Raw genomic sequence first — 18,460 nt, 5'->3', positions numbered from 1 at the left:
TGTATTAATATGATATTCTGATTATAATAATTAGAGTGGTGGCATTGAAAAAAGTTTCAATTATAGTGCCTGTCCTGAATGAAGAAAAAACACTGGAGAAATGCCTCAAATCAGTCAAAGGCAATTCATACAAGGACAAAGAATTGGTTGTAATAGACAATGGCTCAACCGATGGCTCACAAAAAATTGCAATGAAATACGCAGACAAGTTTTTCATTGAAAAAAGGAAAGGCATTGTCTTTGCAAAAAATTTAGGCATAAAAAAGGCTTCAGGAGACTTCATTGCTTTTACGGACGCTGACTGTGTTGCCTCAAAGGACTGGCTTAAAGAATTAATTTCATGCTTTAAAGACAATTCAATTGCTTCTGTTGGTGGCCCAAATCTTACGCCTAAAGATGACTCTAAATTTTCTCAGCATATAGGGAAAACAATTGAACTCCTAAGTTCTTTGGGAGCAGAATACGGCAGCAGAGAAAAAAAAATTAAGGAAGTTGAGCACAACCCTGGATGCAATGTAATATATAGGAAGGAAATACTGAAAGAATTAAAGGGGTTCAATGAAAAAATGATTTCAAACGAGGACCCTGAATTAGATTTTAGAATAAGGGAAAAGGGATTCAAGCTAATTTTCAATCCCGAAGCAATTGTATGGCATTACAGGAAAGGCTCTTACAAAAGGTTTTTCAGGCAGGCATTCAGTTTCAGCTTGGGAAAAACACAATTAATTAAACTGCATCCCAAAAGCGCAAGATACTACCACTTTCTTCCTTCACTGAACTTGATTCTGTTATTTTTGTTGCTTTTGTTTTCAATTAATTTATTCTTTTATGCTGCTGCAGCAGAATTTATGGCATTAATTATTGCAGGACTTTATTCTTATTTCAAATTCAAGCTTAACCCATTAATTATTTCCTCATTAATTTTTGTTTGGGTTTTTGGCTGGGCTTTAGGTTTTATTCGAGGGGCATTAAAATGAAAATCTCTTTTATAATTCCTCCTGCGGGAAAGGGAGAAAAGGGCGTTGAAAGGATTTTCGGATGCAATTATTCTCTGTACTACCTGCCTCCAATTGCAATGCTTGGAACTGCGACCCTGCTTAAAGAAAAAGGCTTTGAAGTAAATATAAGGGACCTGCAAGCTGAGAACCGTTCAATCAATTACTTCAAAAAATTCATTGAAGAAAACAATGCAGATTTTTATATTTTTTTTACTGTATTCCTCTCAGAGAAAACAGACTTTAATGCAAGGAAAATTATCAGGGAAATCAATCCCAAAACCAAATTCATTTTTACTGGAACACAACCCACTTGGAACCCAAAAAACTTTCTGGACAAAGATGATACTTTTGTCATAAGAGGAGAACATGAAATTGCATCGCTTAATTTGCTGAATGCATTGAAAAGAAAAAAAGCAAAAAGGGCAATTCATAACTTTTCTGCACTCCAAATAAAAGATATTTCGGTGCTTCCAATTCCTGACAGAAGCTTACTCAACCATAAGCCTTATTTCAATCCAAAATTATCAAAATTGCCTCATACAACCATTTTGACTTCAAGGGGGTGTTTTGGCAGGTGCACTTTCTGCGTTCCAAATGCTTTGAGTTTTGCCCGAGAACTGGAATACAAAAAGAAATTTAATACAAAACCTTCGCCTTTGCTTTATCCTGTTGAAAGAGTAATAAAAGAATTCCAAGACATTGCAGGAAAAGGCTTTAAGTCTGTTACGGTAATTGATGATGAGTTTGTCTGGAATGAAAAAAGAACCTCAGAGATATGCAATGGAATAAAGGACTTGGGTTTGGAGTGGTATTGTTATGCCCGCGCTGACATGATTACAGAAAGGAATGCAAAGGCAATGGCTGAAGCAGGATGCAAGTGCATTAATTTGGGCATTGAATCATTCAATCAGAAGATTTTGGATGCTGTAAAAAAAGACATTAAAGTTGAATCTTATTACAAGGCAATTGAAATTTTGAAGAAATACAAAATTGAACCAGAAATAAATATATTATTTGGGGCAACGCCTTTGGAAACAACAGAAACAATTGAGCACACCTTAAGAGAGGCAGAGAAATTGAATGTGAATTATGCGCTTTACAGCATTGCTTCTCCTTTCCCTGGAACAGAATTCTATTTCCAGGCAAAAAGGAAAGGCTGGATTGCCACAAAATCAAGAGACTATGAACCAATTGACCCTGCAGTACAGGCAATAATTTCTTACCCTCATTTAAGCAGAAAAGAACTGGAATATTTTGCTCGAAAGGCTTACAGAAACCATTACCTTAAACCAAAATTTATTGCAAAACAATTGCTTGGATTAAAGTCTTTAAGTGACTTAAAAATAAAGATGACTGTGGGGGCAAGGCTCGTTAAAAGAAATCTTTTTGGTTAATAAACTTTTATTACTGTGATGTGCTCTTCAGGGTATTGCTTCCAGTTGCTTTTAGGGAAATTTTTTTCAAGAATTTTTCCCAATTTGCTAACGTCTTCAGGCATTATTAGTTTATTCAAATCAATATATTTATTTCTGTACGGAATGTATATTTTGTCGTGAATTACAATGTACTTGATTTTCAATTCCTTCAATATTTCTGGCGATTCATTAATATTCTCTTCATTGATTAATTCAGGATACAATAGTAGGCGCACGAAAGGCAATTTCTTTGAATAATTAACCTGTTCTACAGGCAGCCTGTCAGCAAAGCCCCCAACAATCTTTTTTCCGTGAATTGTCTGATAATAATTATACCGCCTATTAAGAATATTTGAAAATCTTGAACCATAAATCGTACTGTACGGCAGTTCAATTAAAGCATAATTCTCTTTATCACTGCCAATCTCCTTAAAGAAGGAAGGCTCTAAAAATTTTTCTGGCACAATAGAACTTTGAATTGGAAGTTGAATAACCAAAAACTCAAACAAAATAAAAACACAAATAAGGAAAACAAACAATTTGCCTTTTGCAATGCCAAACATTTTCCTTTCATCTTTAAGCAGTCTAGCGCAAAAAAATCCAGCCAAAACACTCAAGCACAGCATAAGCATTAAAGCAAATCTGTGTACAGCCCTAAGCAAAGCAGTAAAAGGAAATTCCTCCAAAAAAGCATAAGGCAAGGGAATAACGCCAGGCTGCTTTAACACTTCCCTGTTATATGATATGCTTGACTCACCATCGTATAAAGACTGAACAAAATTTTTGTAGTAAATAGGCTTCGAGCCTAAAATGCTTAAATTGCCAAACACTTGAAGCACTGGACCAAGAGACAGAACAAAAAAAAGCAGAGCAGCAAAGGCCCAAAAAAGAGTCTTTTTTCTGTCAACCTTAAATAAAGAAGCAATACTCAAAGACAATACAGTGAAACCTATGAAAACACTTAATACAATTTCCTCGCCAAAAAATTTCTTGTAAAAATTACTGGAAGTATTACCAAAAAATGGGGGGTAGCCTGAAGGAATAAAAAATTCCGCTAAATCAGACGAGTGAATGAAGTGGTCTGAAGTAAATAAATAGTTTTTGAAATTAAGGGAGTCAATTATTTCAGGTATTAGAGGCAAAAACAATGGCAGGACAATAAAAGCTGAAACTCCAACCATTAAAGCAGAGCGCTTGATTAAATCCTTGTCTAGCAATTTATTTCTTTCATAAAAGTAGTTATAAGCAAAGAAAAACAAAGTGAAATAAACAAGAAACATTGAAAGATACCAGGAAGAATAAGTGGTTAAAGCAAAAAACAGTGCAACAAAAACAGCGTTCCTGTAATTCTTTTCTTTAAAAGTCTTAATTAAATACAGTACAAATAAAGGAATCCATTGAATTGAAGCAGTTGCTATCTGGCCTGCAAGCACTTGAACGAAATGGGTTGGAGCAAAAGCAAAAATTATTCCTGCAACAAAACCAGCAATTCTGTTTTCAGTAAGATAATAAACCAAAAGATAGGCTCCAAAGCCAGCCAAAACAAAAGAAAACAAAAGCAATAAATTAAGCGAGGCATTCAACCCGAAAAGATGCTGTAAAGGAATAGAAATAAAAGAATTTAGAGGGCTTGGCTCGGACTGGCTCAGGCTTATGGTCTGGGGGTAATAAATAAAGTCAGTGCGAAAAGGGCTCTCATGCAATTCTACAATAGACTTATTCCATAACCAAAAATTCCATGTGTACCATGTAGAATCAGCATCAATAAAAAAAATAGAGTCAAGCCGGAAAATTAAAGGATAAGTCATGAAAGCAGTTAAAACCAAAAAGGCTGCAAGAACAATCAATTCATACTTTAGCTCTTTATTAAAAATCTTTTTAATTTTCATTCTATCGTTTCCCTTATTTTTTCTGCAATCAATTTCATGTCATGCCGATTAAGGGTTGAATGCACTGGAATGTAAAGAACTTCTTTTTCTGCGCTTTCTGCATTAGAGCATCTTGCTCTGAATTCCTTGAATAATTGCATTTTATTGCATGCCTTAAGGTTTCCTTTGCTGCAGTCAATTCCTTTCCTAAATAATTCTTCAACAAACCAATCCCTTTTTTGTGTTGGCACTCTCACTACAAGAAATGGATAAATGCTTTTAATGCCTTTTCTTTCTTCAGGAAGCTTCAGCATTCTAATTCCTTTCAGTTCTCGCATCAAAATTTTTGCGTTCTCAATTCTCTTATTATTGTTTTTTTCCAGCTCATTCAATTGAAGCAATCCAATCAATGCTTGAAAGTTAGAAAATTTATTTTTATAATGCTCAAGAATTTCTTTCACTGAAAGCTCTTCTTCCTTTAATTCAAAAGCTTTGTCCATGGAATTCTTTCTAAAAATTTTAATGAATCTAAGCAAGGGCCAGATAATAATGGAAAAAATGATTCTTGAAGTCATAACCCATAAAATTGTTGCAGTAAAAAATTCTTTTATTAGAATTGATTTTTTTTGTTCTGAAAAATTGCTTGTTTCCATTCTTATATCTTCAATCAATTTTTTGTTGTTGCTCAAAACCATTCCGCCACCCAAAGTATTCAGATTTTTTACTAGACCAAAACTGAAATAGCTTGCATCACCAAAATTCCCTGCTTTAATTCCATTGTATTCTGCCCCGCAGGCCTGCGCGCAGTCCTCAATTATTTTCAGCTTATGCCTCACTGCAATTTTTTGGATTTCTTTGATGTCTGCGGGTTCCCCATATAAGTGTGTTAATAGAATTGCACTTGTTTTTTTTGTAATCTTTTCTTCAATTTTTTGGGGGTCAATGTTAAATGAATCTTTTTCTATGTCAATAAAAACAGGCTTTAGCCCAGCGCACAAAACCATTGAAACAACTTCGGGCACTGTGAATGCGGGCACAATTATCTCTGAGCCTCTCTCTAATTTTAAGGCTTTAATTGAAAGATATAACGCCATCTTTCCTGAAGGAATGCTTACAGCATATTTTGCTCCAATATAGCGAGAAAATTTTCCCTCGAATTCTTTTATTTTAGGGCCTTCAATTGTTTTACCTGAAAGAATTGTCTTTAGTCCTGCAAGAAAGATTTTTTTGTTCCAGTATAACTGGAATCTAGGCACTTTTTCCAGCATATAACCTATTTATTCTAATGTTAGCTAAATTATTTAATTGATGCATTAAAAGTTGGTTTGATGGGGTTTGTTCAAGGCGTAAGTTTGTTTGGCGGCATAATTAAATGCAATTTGTTTGGGGCCAGAATTCCATTGAATGCAGGCTTTTCAATTACAAACAAGTGCAATTCCAAATGCATTTACTGCAATATTCCAGAAAGAAAAATCAAGGATTTGAGTACAGGGCAAGTGCTTGAAGTAATTGAAGTCCTCTCAAAAAAAGGAACAAAAAGGATTGGATTTACTGGGGGCGAGCCCTTGCTGAGAAAAGACATTGGAGAAATAATTGATTTTGCGCGCAAGAAAGGAATTTTCACTACTCTGGGGTCAAATGGAATTCTTGCAGAGAAAAGAATTGATGAGTTGAAGAATTTGAATTTGCTTGTATTGAGTCTTGATGGAAGCAAGAAAATCCATGACATGCAAAGAGGAATTAAATGCTATGAAAAAGTGGTGGGTGCAATAAAAAAAGCAAGGGAAAACGGAATTAAGGTATGGACTGTAACAACGCTCACAAAATATAATTTGAATGAAATTGATTTCATTCTTGAAAAAGCCCAAGAACTGAATTTCTGGGCTTCATTCCAGCCATTACACCACAACCCAAGGCTTTCAGGCAAAACAGAAAAAATCCGACCATCAGAAAAAGAATACAAGAATGTAGTAAAAAAATTGATTGAAGCAAAGATTGAAAGAAAAAAGGTTGCAAATTCAATGCAGTACCTGAAGCATTTACTGTACTGGCCTGATTCGTCAAAGGCTATAAAATGCCTTGCTGGAAGGCAGTTCTGTCACATTGACTCCAACGAAGACATTTTTCCGTGCTTTAATTCAATGGAAAAATTTAATGCACTAAACTTTTTTGAAAATGGATTTGAAAAAGCATTTGAAAAGTTATCTGGCTTAAATTGCGGTTCCTGCCTAAGCGCAAACTGCATGGAATACAATTTCATTGGCTCAATGAATCTTGGAGCTTTAATGAATTTGGCTGGCAAGAATTTTTGAGGTTAAGAAAAAAAATGGCTGAAGTGTCTTTTTTTGTGCCTGTGTACAACGGAGAAAGTTCTGTTAAGCAGAACCTGCACAAGATGTATGATTTCCTGAATAAGGGTTTTAGGTCATTTGAATTGATTGTAGTTGATGATAACTCAAAGGATAATTCAAGGAAAATAATAAAGGAATTCGCGAAAAACAAAAAAGCAATTAAATTAATTGAATTTGAAAAAGGGCCCACAAGAAGAGAAAATCTTGCGCAATCATTCCTGCAGGCAAAAGGCAACATAGTTGTATTTCTGGACCTTGATTCAATTCAAAGCTTGAGTGCCATCCCTGAACTGGTTGAAGAAATAAGGAAAGGAGAAGACATTGCCCTTGGAAGCAGGTATGTGAAAGGCAGTAGAATAAAAAGGAGGATTTCCAGGCGCCTCATGAGCCTCCTTTACAACAAATTCATTCAGTTTTATTTCAATTCAAAAATAAGAGACCATAACTGCGGGATAAAGGCATTTAAAAGAAAAAAATTAATTGAATTAGTGAAAGAATTAGGCTATGATGCCTCTCTATCAAGAGGCTGGTTCTGGGACGCAGAACTCTTGATTAGGGCACAGAAGAAAGGAATGAAAATTATTGAATTGCCTGTAGTGTGGCATGAGCAAAGAAAAAGCTCTTTTAGCTTAATGAGAGAAATTAAAATGGTTCCTTACATTTTTAGTTTCAAGAAAAAATTTGGAAAGGAATAATAAATGGAAAAATTTGAATACAAGAAACTGTTTGAATTGGAGGAAGAATTTTTCTGGAATTCTTTTCTCAGAAAACTAGTGCATGAAAGAATTAAAGATTTTTCTGGAAAAAAGAATTTAATGATTTTAGATGCAGGTTGCGGGACAGGAATTCTGGCAAAAGAATTAAGTGCGACAGTAAAAGTAATGGGTCTTGACCTTTCAATGAGAGCCCTTTTATATTGCAGGAAAAGAGGCTTGAGGAATTTAGTTAATGCCCCTATAGAGAAACTTCCTTTCAAAAATAATTCTTTTGATGCTGTTCTTTCACTTGATGTTTTATGTCATAAATGGGTTGAAAGCGATTTAAAAGCATTAAAAGAATTCAACAGAGTGCTCAAAAAAAAGGGCATAATAATAATCAATGAACCTGCCTTTAATTTACTTTACAGTGCTCACGACAAAGCAGTTCACATAAGGCACAGATACACAAAAAAGGAATTAAAAGAAAAAATTATTAAGGAAGGCTTTGCAATAGAAAAAATAGTTTACTGGAATTCTTTGCTTTTTCCGTTAATAACAATCTTCAGGTTGATCAAAAACCTCTCTAAAGACAGAGAGTCCGATTTAATGAAGCTCCATCCAACAGTGAACAGGCTTTTGTTAAGTATTCTTTCTTTTGAGTCAAAGATTTCAAAGAAAATCAGATTGCCTTTAGGTTTATCATTATTTTGCGTGGCAAAAAAAATTGAGGAATAAGAAATGGGCCCTTCAAATGAACAGAAACTGCTTTTGTTATGTGCAGATTATCCTTTGGGAAAAAAAGGATTGGCTAAAGCTCAAAGCCTGCTTAAACAGGGAATAAACATGAAAGAAGTTGTTGGGATGAGCAAATATCATTTAGTTTTTAATCCTATTTACTTGAATTTGAAAAAATTGGGTTACAAAGGAAAAGAGATGAAAGAGTTAGAAGAATTATTTTCTTTTTCTGTATCCCAAAATATGTTGTTGAAAAGGGAGCTAAAAAAATTGGCTGAAAGATTAAAAGAGAAAAAAATTCAAGTAATTCTTTTGAAGGGGTGGGCATTAAAAGAAGTTTTTGAAGATGATTTTCTGGCTGAAGCTGACATTGATTTGTTTGCGGGAAAAGAAGATTTTCCATTAATTGAATATGAATTAAAGAAAATGGACTATGTTGGGAAGGAAACCATTTTTTACAAATTTTTTAAGAGTTATAGCATTCACACTCCTTTCTTAAAAGAAATTGGTTCATTCACTGTAGATTTTGAGTTGCACCAGCACCTCTTGTTTCCCATAAATTCCTTTAATTTAGATATAAATAAGATGCGGAAAGACTCAAAGCCAATAAAAGGGAACAATTTTCTGAGAACCTTTTGTCCTGAAGACCAATTAATTTATTTTTCTTTACATTTAATTTACTCCCATGCGTTCCAAGTGGCAATACCAAATCTATTAAGAATGAAAAAAATAATTGAAAAATTTAAAATAGATTGGAATAAATTTGTTGAGAGAGCAATTGAATTTAATGTGTGCGAAATACTTTATCATTCACTATTTTTAGCTCAAAAATTGTTTGAAATGCAAATCCCAAAAAAAACAATGAATAAGTTAAAGAGAAATTCAAAAAAAGAAACACTCTTATTTTTAAAAAATTTTAATGAAAACAGAATACTCAAGAGCGAATACTTTTGGAAAGATAAGGTTTTATTTAGATTAAGGTACTTATATTTTAGGTTTTATTGGACTAAAGGATTAAAAGACAAATTAAAATTAATTCCATTCATTAAAGGTTTTTTGCTTGATTAAAAATCAATGTTAATTTTAGGTAGTAAAAAATGGCTGACATAACACTTGTAAATTTGAGGGTTAAATATCTAGAGAACTCAAAAAAGATTGCCTACACTCCTGTTGGAGTGTTGTATATTATAAGCAGTCTTGAAAAAGCCGGCTTTTCAGTTGATTTTAAAGATTATCAATTTAACTCCTACAAAAACCAGTATGACCCACAAAATTTAGTTAAGTTTCTAAAAAATTCTGCAGACATTGTGGGGTTAAGTTTTTCTGTTGAATTTTTGCCTTTTGCATTAATCGGAATAAAAAAATTAAAAGAAAAATTCCCTGAAAAAACGATTATAGTTGGGGGGCCAGCAATAAATGGTATTGAGGAAGAGGTAATGAGGAATTTTCCTCAAATTGGGGTAATTGTGAGAGGCGAAGGAGAAAAAACAATAGTTGAATTAATGAATGCCATAAAACAAAAAAATTCTCTTAGAAAAGTTAAAGGAATAACTTACGGAAGCAATGGCAGAGTTATTTCAAATTTTACAAGAGAAAGAACAATAAATTTGGATGAATTTCCGTCTCCAATAAATAATTCAATTGATTTAAGTAATTATAATACATTCCATATTTCAAGCTCACGCGGATGCATATTTAAATGCGTTTTTTGCGGCATAAACCCACAGTGTAATAATAAAGTAACATTTAGAAGCATCGAGAGGGTAGTTAATGAAATAAATTTTGTGGTTTCAGAATATAAGCCGCAGTTGATAAGGATGGTTGACGATAATTTCGCTCTGAACAAGAAAAGGGTTATTGCCTTATGCAGAGAAATAAGAAAACAAAAAATAGATGCTAATTTTGGGTGTTCAGCGTCAGTGAACTGCATGGACAAAAGATTAATGGAAGAATTATCAGGAAGTGATTTTAAAAGAATTTATTATGGCATAGAATCCGCTTCAAATAATGTGCTTAAACGCATCAATAAGCCTTTCACCATTGAATTAGCTGAAAAAGTGATTGACAAATCAATGAAATATTTTGATGATACTTTGGTCTCATTTGTTTGGGGCTTCCCCTTTGAATCAATTGCTGATTTCAGGAAAACGATGTTTTTGAGAACCCTCTACAACGGATTATATGGCAAAAGAATTAGAACACAGCTTCATTTATGTAGTCCTCTAGCAAATTCAGCCCTCTATCATAAATACAGACATTCAATAAAGTTTGATGAAGGCATTGTTTCTGACATAAGTAACCAAGTCATATTTAATTTATCTGCTTCAACTAAGAAAGAAATAATATCATTAATAAAAAAGTTTCCTTTAATATTCCCTTCATTTTATTATTACCCTCACAAAGGTTTTGCTGAAAAAATGTATTTATTAAAGCGTGTTGCCCGGAATTATTTTGAACAAAAAAAGATTAGGAGTTGAATTAATGGAAAATGATTTTTTTCAAGAAAATTTTAAGACAAAAATAAGTCTGGCTGGGACAACAACATTAATAACCTCTAATAGGATGGAAATAATTGATTTGCTAGAGAAAGATTACAGCGAATTTATTTCAAATAAAAAAGAAGAGTTTACAATAAATTTTTTAGTTAAAAGCAACAAAAAAAAAATCACTTTAAATAAAAAAAATGTGGCCCCATTAACCCTCCCAGTAAGTATGAAGAATTCAAAAGAAAAAGGAGTTTTTATTTTTAATAAAAAAGGTTTTTCAAAGATATGGAAATGCAAAATTAACTTAAGGAGGAGTTATGCAACAATAGAGGTGAATTTACCTAATTATAAAAGCAAGTTTATCAATGCCTTTAAAATAAGTTTAATGATTTGTTATTCGTTGTTTTTTTTAAAGAAAAAAGCCTTAATGCTTCACTCCTCAGCTGTGAACAAAAATAACAAGGCATTGGTTTTTTTAGGGCCTTCAGGAGAAGGAAAAACCACTATAATGAAACTATTAAGTGAAGATCGAACATTTAGTGATGATATGAATGTGTTAAAAGTGGCGGGAAGAAAAATTTTTGTTTTTTCTTTTCCTTTTTTTGGTGAATTCAAAGGTTCAAAAAAAGGGCTTCCTTTGAAAGCTCTTTTCTTTATCAAAAAAGCTAGGAAAAATTTTTTGTACAAATTAAACCCTATTAACTCAATCTTTAAATTAATTAATAGCAATTTTGCTTTAAATTTTCTTTACATGAAAAAAGATCCTTCCTTTTTTCAGGCATTTGATTTTGCAATGGGCGTAGTAAAAAGAAGCAAATGCTTCAACCTTGAATTCTTGCCTGAGAAAAAGGTTTGGGTGAAAATAAGGAAAGTGTTATAAAGATTTCTGAATTAAATGATTAAGGCTTTGGTGGAAAAATGAATGCCAAAAAAATTGCATATAAATGTAAAGATGTTGAATGGAAAGAAATTGAAGGGGAGGTATTAGTCTTTGAACCTGAAAAATATTTTTTTTTCAGGCTGAATTCTACTGCATCGTTTATCTGGAAAAAAATTAATGGAAAAAGTTCTTTCAAAGAAATCTCGCAAGCTACAAAAAACAAATATAAGCTAAAAGATGGGCAAGCAAAGAAGGATCTTTTTGATTGCATTAAAAAACTTAAAGACCTAAAATTAATTTATTTTAAGTAGATTTTTTCCAAAGCCTTCTCTATGTCGTTTTTTCTGTATGTTGCAAGGTGTTTCATGCAGTAATCGCATACCCCCACATATTTTTTTGTCTTTATTTCCCTTCTTTTTCTTAATTTATTTTTTTCTAATTCTTTTACAAGTATAAAAGGTCCTTCTGTTTTTAAGAAATGTATTAATCTGTTTTCTTTGAATTTAAGGAGAATATCTTTTAGTTCTTCTTTAGATGTATCTCCTATATGAAAAATTGAATTTCTTCCTGCAAGTATTCCATTACAGCATACATAAACTTGTTTATAAGCATCAATTGTTGGAAGATCAGGCATAGGGCATTTTGCTTTGGGGTCAATCTTTCTATAAAGCACTTTTTCTTTTTTAATTTTGTTTTTTGCCCTGCCAACAGGGATAACCGGCTGAACAAGAAGGCGGAGTTTCCTGAATTTTTTAAAAAAGTGTAGTAAATTTAAGTGGTTTAGGTCTTTAGTTTTGGTGAACGAAATGATTGTTTTTAATGGTATTTGCTTATTGCTTATTTTTAAAATGTTCAAAATATTGTCTATAGGAATAAACTTTTGGTGGAATTCATCGGCACTGATTTTAATGGCAGCTAAACCATTTTTTGACAGAAGCCTCATTATCTTTCTTGTTTCTTTTTCATTCACTGCCCAAAAGCCGTTTGAAATAACTGAAATTTTAAACCCCATTCTTTTTCCTTTTGAAATCAAATTAATTAATTCATCAAAAAAAAGGAAGGGTTCCCCGCCGGTGAAACATATTTTTTTGACTTTTATTGAAGAGATATCGTTGAAATAATCCAAGACTTTTTTGGGGGTCAATTTTTCTTTTCTTTTAGGAGAAAAATTACCACAACAGTGATCACAATAAATAGGGCATTTGTGTGTGTATAGGATACTAATAGAAGTTATTTTGTTTTTATAAGGCAAGTTCAAAACCAGGCATTAATTTAGTGGTCATACATTAGTAGCAATTCCGGTAGCCCCTCTAGCAGCCTTAATACTTAATTTTTTTATTGAAGGCTTTTTATACTTTTTTTTCTTCATAGTTAATAGAATACCCAGAAGTTTTTTAAAATAATGTTCTACCCCGCAATCTATCTTTGAGGTCTAAAGAGCTGTATATATTTAAATAAGAGAATAAGTATTAATGGTATGAAATGAAAAAGTACTTTTTGTTGGTTTTAGTGCTGTTTTTTTTAGCAGGCTGCATAGAAGATAAGCCAAAGACCAAAGAAAATATTTTTCTCGAAGTAAAAGAGATTTCTGTTAATGCTGAGCAAGGTTTTGGAATTCTAGAACTTGCTGTTTCATTGTTTTCCAATGGTGAAGCAAAAAAAACAAGAATTGAGATTTTCGATTCCAGTGATTCCCTGCTTTGCTTTAATTATTTTGATTTGAATAAAGGTTTGAATACAATAAGCTTTAAATGCGATATAACGAGCGGAAAAATTTCAATAAAGTTAACGCCGTCAAATTCCTTGGAGTCTTTCTATTCCAGCAAGCAATTTGTTTTTGAGCGAAAAATAGACTTCAGCAAAGGCGTTATGTTAAATTATGAAATTTTTTGGAATGAGCCGGTGAAAGCAAAGGTTTATTACAATATTTATATCACTGACGAAAATGATTCTTGGTGGAATGGAATAATTGTAGGAAAATTTCCGAAATGGTTTCTGACGGACAAGGATGAAGAAACTGAAACTGTAATTGCCCTTGATACATTTGAAATAAACAAGCAGGATAACTCTTTTCATGGCCGCGGGATACTTACAAAAGAAATGAAGCATAGCAAAGAAACAAACTATAACATTGATCCATTTTTAAATGAAAGAGCATATTTTTTGTTGCCTTTCTATTTTTATGTTTTAAACAGGGTTGAAGACAAATTTAATTTAAAAAATTTCTTGGAAAGCAAGACTTTTTCTTCTCCTAATTATTACGGTTTTAATTATATTGAAATTCAAGACAATAATTGTGATTATAAGGGTATTAAATGTCTTAAAGTTGATATCTACAAAGAAAATGTTCGTGTAGGTGAAATCTTAATCAGCTCAAAGGAACCTTATATTGTTTTAAAAACAGGGGATCCGGTATATAGTCTAAATTTAGTGAGTATAGAAAAAAAAGAATTTGACTTAAATTATTACTCTGAAATCCCGTCAATCAAGTGATCAGATGAAAGAAAAATATTTTTCTGGAAAGAATTCTTTTGTTGTAACTGGGAACAGCATGGCACCAACAGCAAAAACCTTCACTGCAACAAAGATATATTTTAATTCAAGTAAACCAGAATTTGGTGACATTATTGTTTTCAGGCAAAGAGGAAAACTTATTGCCCACAGATTTCTGGGAAGAAGAAATAATGGCATCAATTTTTATCTTATTACAAAAGGCGACAACCATTTGTTCTTTGACGGGCCAGTTGAAGCGAAAAAGGTTGTGGGAAAAATTGTCGAGTTGAATGGAAGAAAAATGAAAGAATTTCCTTTAAAGCAATTGAACAAATTGATTGCACTATTTTCCTTAATTCAAGGAACATTATTCACTTTCTTTTACAAGAGGCTTTCAACAAAAAAAATTTTTTGTGATAAAAAGGGCTTATGGCAGAGGCTTTTCAGGCCAGCGCTGATTAGAATAACAAACCCAGCTCTTTTAGTACCACTACATTAAGAGAAAACCTTGTTTAAGTGTTTAAGGTCAAAAGCCATTACCTTATTTTTTTTACAGTAACTCAAGCAGTTTCTCTCGAACCCCGCCTTACTGAACAATGCAAAATATTCTTTTCTATACTTACCGTGCCATTGAACCTGCTTTGCCTTTTCTTTTAATCTGAACAATTCTTTTAAACCAACCTTCTTGTCCTGCCACTTGCATTCAGCAAACAATATTTCATGCCTATCACTCAACGCCACCAAATCTATTTCATTGCCTTTTCTGTCAAGCCAGTTCCCTATCTTTGAAAATACAAAAGGAAGTTTCTTTTGTTTGTTCAATTCAACCAAAAACTCTTTACATACTTCCTCAAAATTTTTTCCTACAAATGAATTCAATTCAATTTTTATTTTTTCAAGAATATAATCATAATTTCCTATTTCATAGTAGCTCATGTTTCTGAAAATGAATTTAAACCAGAACTTAAAGAAATTGTCTTTTAAGAAATAATGCCCTTTCTTTGACCTCCAAGGTTTTTCTTCCGTTACCGGCACATCATAATTCACTACATTAAGTATATTCATTAAGTCGTAAAGATAATGGGACAAAGAAGTTTCTTTTACGTCAACAAAATCGCATATCTCTTTTTTTGTTGTTTTCCCTAAAGCTACAGCGGTCAAAATAGAATAATATGTTTTATGCTCTTTTCCAAAAGATTCAATTACAATATCTCTAACCTCATTTTTTAGTGGAGCATTTTTTCTTAAAATAAGTTTTTCCAGTAAATCATCAGTGTTTTTTACATTATAATAATCTAATAAAGTATAATAATATATGACCCCCCCAAAAAACGAATAAATCTCTAATTTTGTTTTAAAACTAGTGACCCCTAAATCATTTAGAATACTGTATATTGTCTTGAAATCAAATATTTCAACAAACAATATGTTTTGAGCCCTCTTAAATAAAGGCGCTTTTTGCTCAATAAATATTTTTCTCATCATTCCAATACTTGAACCACTCAAAACCAAAAATAATTTTATTTTATTTCTATGCACATCCCAATACTTTTGAAGCTGGTTTATAAAAGAAGGATTTATTTGAAGAAACCTTTGGAATTCGTCAAAAGCGATTGTTGTGTCTTTCTTTTTTGCTAAATCAAAAATAAGCTCCAAAAACTTTTCCCATGAATCTATAGAAATGTATTCTTTTAGATTAAAGTATTCTAAAAGCTGTTTGCTGTATTCTCTTAAAAGCATTTTTTCTGATTTTTGGTTATCTACAAAAAAATAAATGCCTTTTTCTTTTGCTAAAAATCTTTTTATTATTTCTGTTTTACCGACACGCCTTCTCCCAGTTATAACTAACATTGAAGGCTGCTTTTTTTTAAGCAGCTTCATTTCCCTTAATTCTTGTTCGCGGTCGTAAAACTTCATATATACCATAATGATTATTTTTATAATGATTATAAATATAATCATTTAAAAACATATTGCTCGAAAATAATTTCAGCGAGGTCATTTCATGAAACTAGACTTGCACGTACACTCGTTTTACTCGAAGGATGCTGGAAACCTGCCTAAAACAATAATTGAGAAAGCACTCGAAAAAAAACTGGATGGGATTGCAGTAACAGACCATGATTCAGTAAAGGCATGGAAGGAATTGAATGCCCTTGGAAGAAAAGCCGGAGTGAAAGTGATTCAAGGGGAAGAATTAAAGGTTTATGAAGGAAAAAAGTTTGTTGGGGAATTGATGGGATTATTTTTGACTGAAAAAATAAAGAAAAAAAATTATATGGAGGCAATAGAAGAAATTAGGGCCCAAGGCGGAATTGTTGTAGTGCCTCACCCTTTTGATGTCTTCAGGAACAACTTCAAGAAATTGAATGAGGCAGTGAAGGCAAAAAAAGTTGACGCAATAGAAGCATTCAATTCAAGGTGTTATTTCAATTCATTCAATGAAAAAGCAGAAAGGTTTGCTGAAAAGAATTCTCTTCCCAAAATTGCAGGAAGCGACGCCCATTTCCCTGAAGAGATAGGGAATGCGTTCACTGAAGTGAAAGCAGATTCAATTGAGGACGCAAGAAGGCTTATAAGGAAAGACCATACAAGAATTTCCGGGAGGAAGTCTTCTTTTGCTGTCCACCTTAAAACCAGAGTAAGGAAATACAATATCATAAAACCTGAGTGAGTGAAAAAAATGAAGTTGCTCGACTGCCTTAGGGTCTTGGCTGAACTGCAGAACGGGAGGAAGGTAGAATTCGGGAAAATTAAGAAGAAGACTGGGTTGAAGAGGATTAAGATAAAAAAGGCTTTGAGGTTTCTGGAGCGGGCCGCAGTAATCTCTTTTAATTCTTCCACGGTAAAAATTAATGTGAAGAAACTTAATACTGCAAAAAAGAGAAAGAAAATTAAAAGGGGGCAGAAAAGGTGAGCGAAAAAATTACTTTTAATGAATTCAAGAAACTGGATTTAAGGACTGCAAAAATTTTGGGTGTTGAGGACATCCCTAGAAAAGACAGGCAATTCAAGCTAACAGTAGATGTGGGGGGCACTCAAAAAACTTTGGTGGCTGGAATAAAAGGAATTTATCAAAAAGAAGAATTAATAGGCAAAAACATTGTTGTAGTTAATAACCTTGAACCAAGAAAATTTGATGGGATCACTTCAGAAGGAATGCTTCTTGCAGCAGTGGACGGCAACAATATTTCCATTGTGACAGTGGACGGGAAAGTAAAGGCTGGAACAAAAGTTGAATAAAATTCTAATTATCCCAAGAGAGAGAAAATGTAGGGCAGGGCAATTACTACCCCTATTGTTGCCCCAATATTTGTCAGGGCTGTGACCAGCAGAATTCTCGTTACCTGGTTCTTGTACAAGTCGCCCAAGGACTGAAGTTCTTTTAATTCCTCGAAGTCTTTTACTTTTGGGTTGCACACCTTTAATTCCACTGCTCCAGCAAACCAGCCTGTAGCCAGAGCAGGATGAAGGGTTGTAAAAGGCGCTGCAAGGAATGCTGTTGCAATTGAGAGTGGATGGGCTCTCGCAAGAAGTGCGCCTAAAGCGCTTAATGCTCCAGTAATCAGGAACCACCAAGCAAACAATTCAATTGTAAGCGAAGCCCCCCTCAAAAAGAAGGCGTAGCCGAATAAAATTACAAATACTGCAGGTATACCCCACTTAAGCAAAGGCATTACCAAAGACTTTTTCTTGGGCACTTCAATTAATTTCCCTTCATCTATTTTTTTCCCTGAGAGCAGCAATTGCTTTATTCCGTTAACATGGCCTGCCCCGACTACTGCCAAAATCTTTTTTTCTTTAAGTGAAAGAATCTTGTTTGCAATGAAGGCATCCCTTTCGTCCACAAGGACTTTCTTTAGTGTAGGGGCAGTGCGCATGAATTCCTCCATTAATTCAGTCATCATGTCTTTTGTTTTTAATTTTTCTATGAGCTCTGCTGTGACTTCCTTTTTTTCAGAGAAGAAGCCTGCAATAATGGAGAGCAAAAGCTTTATTTTCTCTTTGAGGCCAACAAGGGCGAAGGTCCTGCGCATTGTAACCTGGATGTCCCTGTCCAGCAATGCAATTGGAATTCCTTGTTTTTGGGCGATCTTGTATGCAGCAAACATTTCTGCTCCCGGTCTTACACCCATCTTTTTGCCCAACTGTTTTTGGAGGTTTGAAAGCATTAAATTTACAAGGAACAAGTAGGTTTTTCCTTCTTTGATTATTTGGCCGATGTTTGTCTCGCTCCATCTCCTTCCAGAGCGCAGTTGGGTGAGCCTTGTCCCGCACAATTCAATTCCCACTACTTCAGGCTTCTCTTCCTCAATTGTTTTTTCCACTAATTCAATGCTCTGCCTTGAGATGTGCGCAGTGCCTACAAGGATTACCTCCTTTCCGTGGGCTTTAATTCGCTCCAATTAAAAGGCCTTCAAAAAAATTAAATAGAATAATAATTTAAATTAATTAGAATTTAAACCAATTTGTATACATAACCACATTTTGCTTTGCCGTGCTCCATTATATATTTTTTATATATTTTTTGTATTC

At 33.3% G+C, this 18,460-nt stretch carries 19 protein-coding genes; 14 read left to right on the top strand and 5 right to left on the bottom strand.

The window, feature by feature from the left end; translation table 11 throughout:
- Positions 1 to 38 precede the first annotated feature (38 nt).
- On the top strand, positions 39 to 977 hold the full coding sequence (locus AB1467_01900) for a glycosyltransferase (protein MEW6295030.1): 939 nt from the start codon (positions 39 to 41) through the stop codon (positions 975 to 977).
- Complete coding sequence (locus tag AB1467_01895) at positions 974 to 2,392, top strand: radical SAM protein (protein ID MEW6295029.1); 1,419 nt, start codon at positions 974 to 976, stop codon at positions 2,390 to 2,392. Before AB1467_01900 ends, AB1467_01895 begins: the two co-directional genes overlap by 4 nt.
- Here AB1467_01895 and AB1467_01890 read toward each other — a convergent pair.
- Together AB1467_01890 and AB1467_01885 are read right to left on the bottom strand one after the other, a co-directional pair.
- Positions 2,389 to 4,302, bottom strand: a complete 1,914-nt coding sequence (locus tag AB1467_01890; protein ID MEW6295028.1) for a hypothetical protein — start codon at positions 4,300 to 4,302, stop codon at positions 2,389 to 2,391. The genes AB1467_01895 and AB1467_01890 overlap by 4 nt on opposite strands.
- On the bottom strand, positions 4,299 to 5,549 hold the full coding sequence (locus AB1467_01885) for a DegT/DnrJ/EryC1/StrS family aminotransferase (GenBank protein MEW6295027.1): 1,251 nt from the start codon (positions 5,547 to 5,549) through the stop codon (positions 4,299 to 4,301). The genes AB1467_01890 and AB1467_01885 overlap by 4 nt, the downstream gene beginning before the upstream one ends.
- A 60-nt stretch (positions 5,550 to 5,609) precedes the next feature.
- On the opposite strand from AB1467_01885, the gene AB1467_01880 reads away from it, so the two are divergent.
- Genes AB1467_01880 through AB1467_01850 form a run of 7 tightly spaced genes read left to right on the top strand, consistent with a single transcriptional unit; the run spans position 5,610 to position 11,742 of the window.
- A complete protein-coding gene (locus tag AB1467_01880) occupies positions 5,610 to 6,593 on the top strand; it encodes a radical SAM protein (protein ID MEW6295026.1) in 984 nt (327 codons plus the stop codon).
- Between the two features lie 14 nt (positions 6,594 to 6,607).
- Positions 6,608 to 7,327: a glycosyltransferase gene (locus AB1467_01875; protein MEW6295025.1), complete on the top strand. Its 720-nt coding sequence runs from the start codon at positions 6,608 to 6,610 to the stop codon at positions 7,325 to 7,327.
- A gap of 3 nt (positions 7,328 to 7,330) precedes the next feature.
- Positions 7,331 to 8,065 (top strand): class I SAM-dependent methyltransferase, encoded by a 735-nt coding sequence (locus tag AB1467_01870; protein MEW6295024.1) that lies wholly within the window; start codon positions 7,331 to 7,333, stop codon positions 8,063 to 8,065.
- A 3-nt stretch (positions 8,066 to 8,068) separates the two neighbouring features.
- Positions 8,069 to 9,133, top strand: a complete 1,065-nt coding sequence (locus AB1467_01865) for a nucleotidyltransferase family protein (GenBank protein MEW6295023.1) — start codon at positions 8,069 to 8,071, stop codon at positions 9,131 to 9,133.
- 29 nt (positions 9,134 to 9,162) lie between these two features.
- Positions 9,163 to 10,542, top strand: a complete 1,380-nt coding sequence (locus AB1467_01860) for a radical SAM protein (protein ID MEW6295022.1) — start codon at positions 9,163 to 9,165, stop codon at positions 10,540 to 10,542.
- Positions 10,517 to 11,431: a hypothetical protein gene (locus AB1467_01855; GenBank protein ID MEW6295021.1), complete on the top strand. Its 915-nt coding sequence runs from the start codon at positions 10,517 to 10,519 to the stop codon at positions 11,429 to 11,431. Before AB1467_01860 ends, AB1467_01855 begins: the two co-directional genes overlap by 26 nt.
- Before the next feature lie 38 nt (positions 11,432 to 11,469).
- On the top strand, positions 11,470 to 11,742 hold the full coding sequence (locus AB1467_01850) for a PqqD family protein (GenBank protein ID MEW6295020.1): 273 nt from the start codon (positions 11,470 to 11,472) through the stop codon (positions 11,740 to 11,742).
- Here AB1467_01850 and AB1467_01845 read toward each other — a convergent pair.
- A complete protein-coding gene (locus tag AB1467_01845) occupies positions 11,730 to 12,689 on the bottom strand; it encodes a radical SAM protein (protein MEW6295019.1) in 960 nt (319 codons plus the stop codon). The two genes, AB1467_01850 and AB1467_01845, sit on opposite strands and share 13 nt — an antisense overlap.
- A gap of 224 nt (positions 12,690 to 12,913) precedes the next feature.
- On the opposite strand from AB1467_01845, the gene AB1467_01840 reads away from it, so the two are divergent.
- The gene (locus AB1467_01840; protein MEW6295018.1) at positions 12,914 to 13,924 is read left to right on the top strand and encodes a hypothetical protein; all 1,011 of its coding nucleotides are present in this window, start codon (positions 12,914 to 12,916) and stop codon (positions 13,922 to 13,924) included.
- 4 nt (positions 13,925 to 13,928) lie between these two features.
- Positions 13,929 to 14,423, top strand: coding sequence for a S26 family signal peptidase (locus tag AB1467_01835; GenBank protein ID MEW6295017.1), 495 nt, complete (start codon positions 13,929 to 13,931; stop codon positions 14,421 to 14,423).
- Here AB1467_01835 and AB1467_01830 read toward each other — a convergent pair.
- On the bottom strand, positions 14,420 to 15,850 hold the full coding sequence (locus AB1467_01830; GenBank protein ID MEW6295016.1) for an ATP-binding protein: 1,431 nt from the start codon (positions 15,848 to 15,850) through the stop codon (positions 14,420 to 14,422). The genes AB1467_01835 and AB1467_01830 overlap by 4 nt on opposite strands.
- 79 nt (positions 15,851 to 15,929) lie before the next feature.
- On the opposite strand from AB1467_01830, the gene AB1467_01825 reads away from it, so the two are divergent.
- From AB1467_01825 to metG, 3 genes are read left to right on the top strand one after another with little or no spacing between them, the layout of a single operon-like run.
- Positions 15,930 to 16,598, top strand: coding sequence for a PHP domain-containing protein (locus AB1467_01825; protein ID MEW6295015.1), 669 nt, complete (start codon positions 15,930 to 15,932; stop codon positions 16,596 to 16,598).
- 9 nt (positions 16,599 to 16,607) lie between these two features.
- Positions 16,608 to 16,841: a hypothetical protein gene (locus AB1467_01820; protein MEW6295014.1), complete on the top strand. Its 234-nt coding sequence runs from the start codon at positions 16,608 to 16,610 to the stop codon at positions 16,839 to 16,841.
- Entirely contained in the window at positions 16,838 to 17,167 is a 330-nt protein-coding gene (gene metG, locus AB1467_01815; GenBank protein MEW6295013.1) for a methionine--tRNA ligase subunit beta, read from the top strand. The genes AB1467_01820 and metG overlap by 4 nt, the downstream gene beginning before the upstream one ends.
- An 8-nt stretch (positions 17,168 to 17,175) precedes the next feature.
- On the opposite strand, the gene AB1467_01810 is transcribed toward metG, so the two are convergent.
- Positions 17,176 to 18,330, bottom strand: a complete 1,155-nt coding sequence (locus AB1467_01810; GenBank protein MEW6295012.1) for a TraB/GumN family protein — start codon at positions 18,328 to 18,330, stop codon at positions 17,176 to 17,178.
- Positions 18,331 to 18,460: the final 130 nt, after the last annotated feature.

This window comes from Candidatus Diapherotrites archaeon (assembly GCA_040755695.1).
In the GTDB taxonomy this organism is placed as follows: domain Archaea; phylum Iainarchaeota; class Iainarchaeia; order Iainarchaeales; family 1-14-0-10-31-34; genus JBFMAK01.
This window is presented reverse-complemented; position numbering and strand designations above follow the sequence as displayed.

What these genes read in the sequence shown, in the direction of transcription:
- AB1467_01820 (MEW6295014.1), top strand. Translation starts at nt 16,608, where the DNA reads ATGAAGTTGCTCGACTGCCTTAGGGTCTTGGCTGAACTGCAGAACGGG.
- AB1467_01885 (MEW6295027.1), bottom strand. Translation starts at nt 5,549, where the DNA reads ATGCTGGAAAAAGTGCCTAGATTCCAGTTATACTGGAACAAAAAAATC.
- AB1467_01865 (MEW6295023.1), top strand. Translation starts at nt 8,069, where the DNA reads ATGGGCCCTTCAAATGAACAGAAACTGCTTTTGTTATGTGCAGATTAT.
- AB1467_01890 (MEW6295028.1), bottom strand. Translation starts at nt 4,302, where the DNA reads ATGAAAATTAAAAAGATTTTTAATAAAGAGCTAAAGTATGAATTGATT.
- AB1467_01830 (MEW6295016.1), bottom strand. Translation starts at nt 15,850, where the DNA reads ATGGTATATATGAAGTTTTACGACCGCGAACAAGAATTAAGGGAAATG.
- AB1467_01850 (MEW6295020.1), top strand. Translation starts at nt 11,470, where the DNA reads ATGAATGCCAAAAAAATTGCATATAAATGTAAAGATGTTGAATGGAAA.
- AB1467_01860 (MEW6295022.1), top strand. Translation starts at nt 9,163, where the DNA reads ATGGCTGACATAACACTTGTAAATTTGAGGGTTAAATATCTAGAGAAC.
- AB1467_01880 (MEW6295026.1), top strand. Translation starts at nt 5,610, where the DNA reads ATGGGGTTTGTTCAAGGCGTAAGTTTGTTTGGCGGCATAATTAAATGC.
- AB1467_01835 (MEW6295017.1), top strand. Translation starts at nt 13,929, where the DNA reads ATGAAAGAAAAATATTTTTCTGGAAAGAATTCTTTTGTTGTAACTGGG.
- AB1467_01840 (MEW6295018.1), top strand. Translation starts at nt 12,914, where the DNA reads ATGAAAAAGTACTTTTTGTTGGTTTTAGTGCTGTTTTTTTTAGCAGGC.
- AB1467_01875 (MEW6295025.1), top strand. Translation starts at nt 6,608, where the DNA reads ATGGCTGAAGTGTCTTTTTTTGTGCCTGTGTACAACGGAGAAAGTTCT.
- AB1467_01895 (MEW6295029.1), top strand. Translation starts at nt 974, where the DNA reads ATGAAAATCTCTTTTATAATTCCTCCTGCGGGAAAGGGAGAAAAGGGC.
- AB1467_01870 (MEW6295024.1), top strand. Translation starts at nt 7,331, where the DNA reads ATGGAAAAATTTGAATACAAGAAACTGTTTGAATTGGAGGAAGAATTT.
- AB1467_01825 (MEW6295015.1), top strand. Translation starts at nt 15,930, where the DNA reads ATGAAACTAGACTTGCACGTACACTCGTTTTACTCGAAGGATGCTGGA.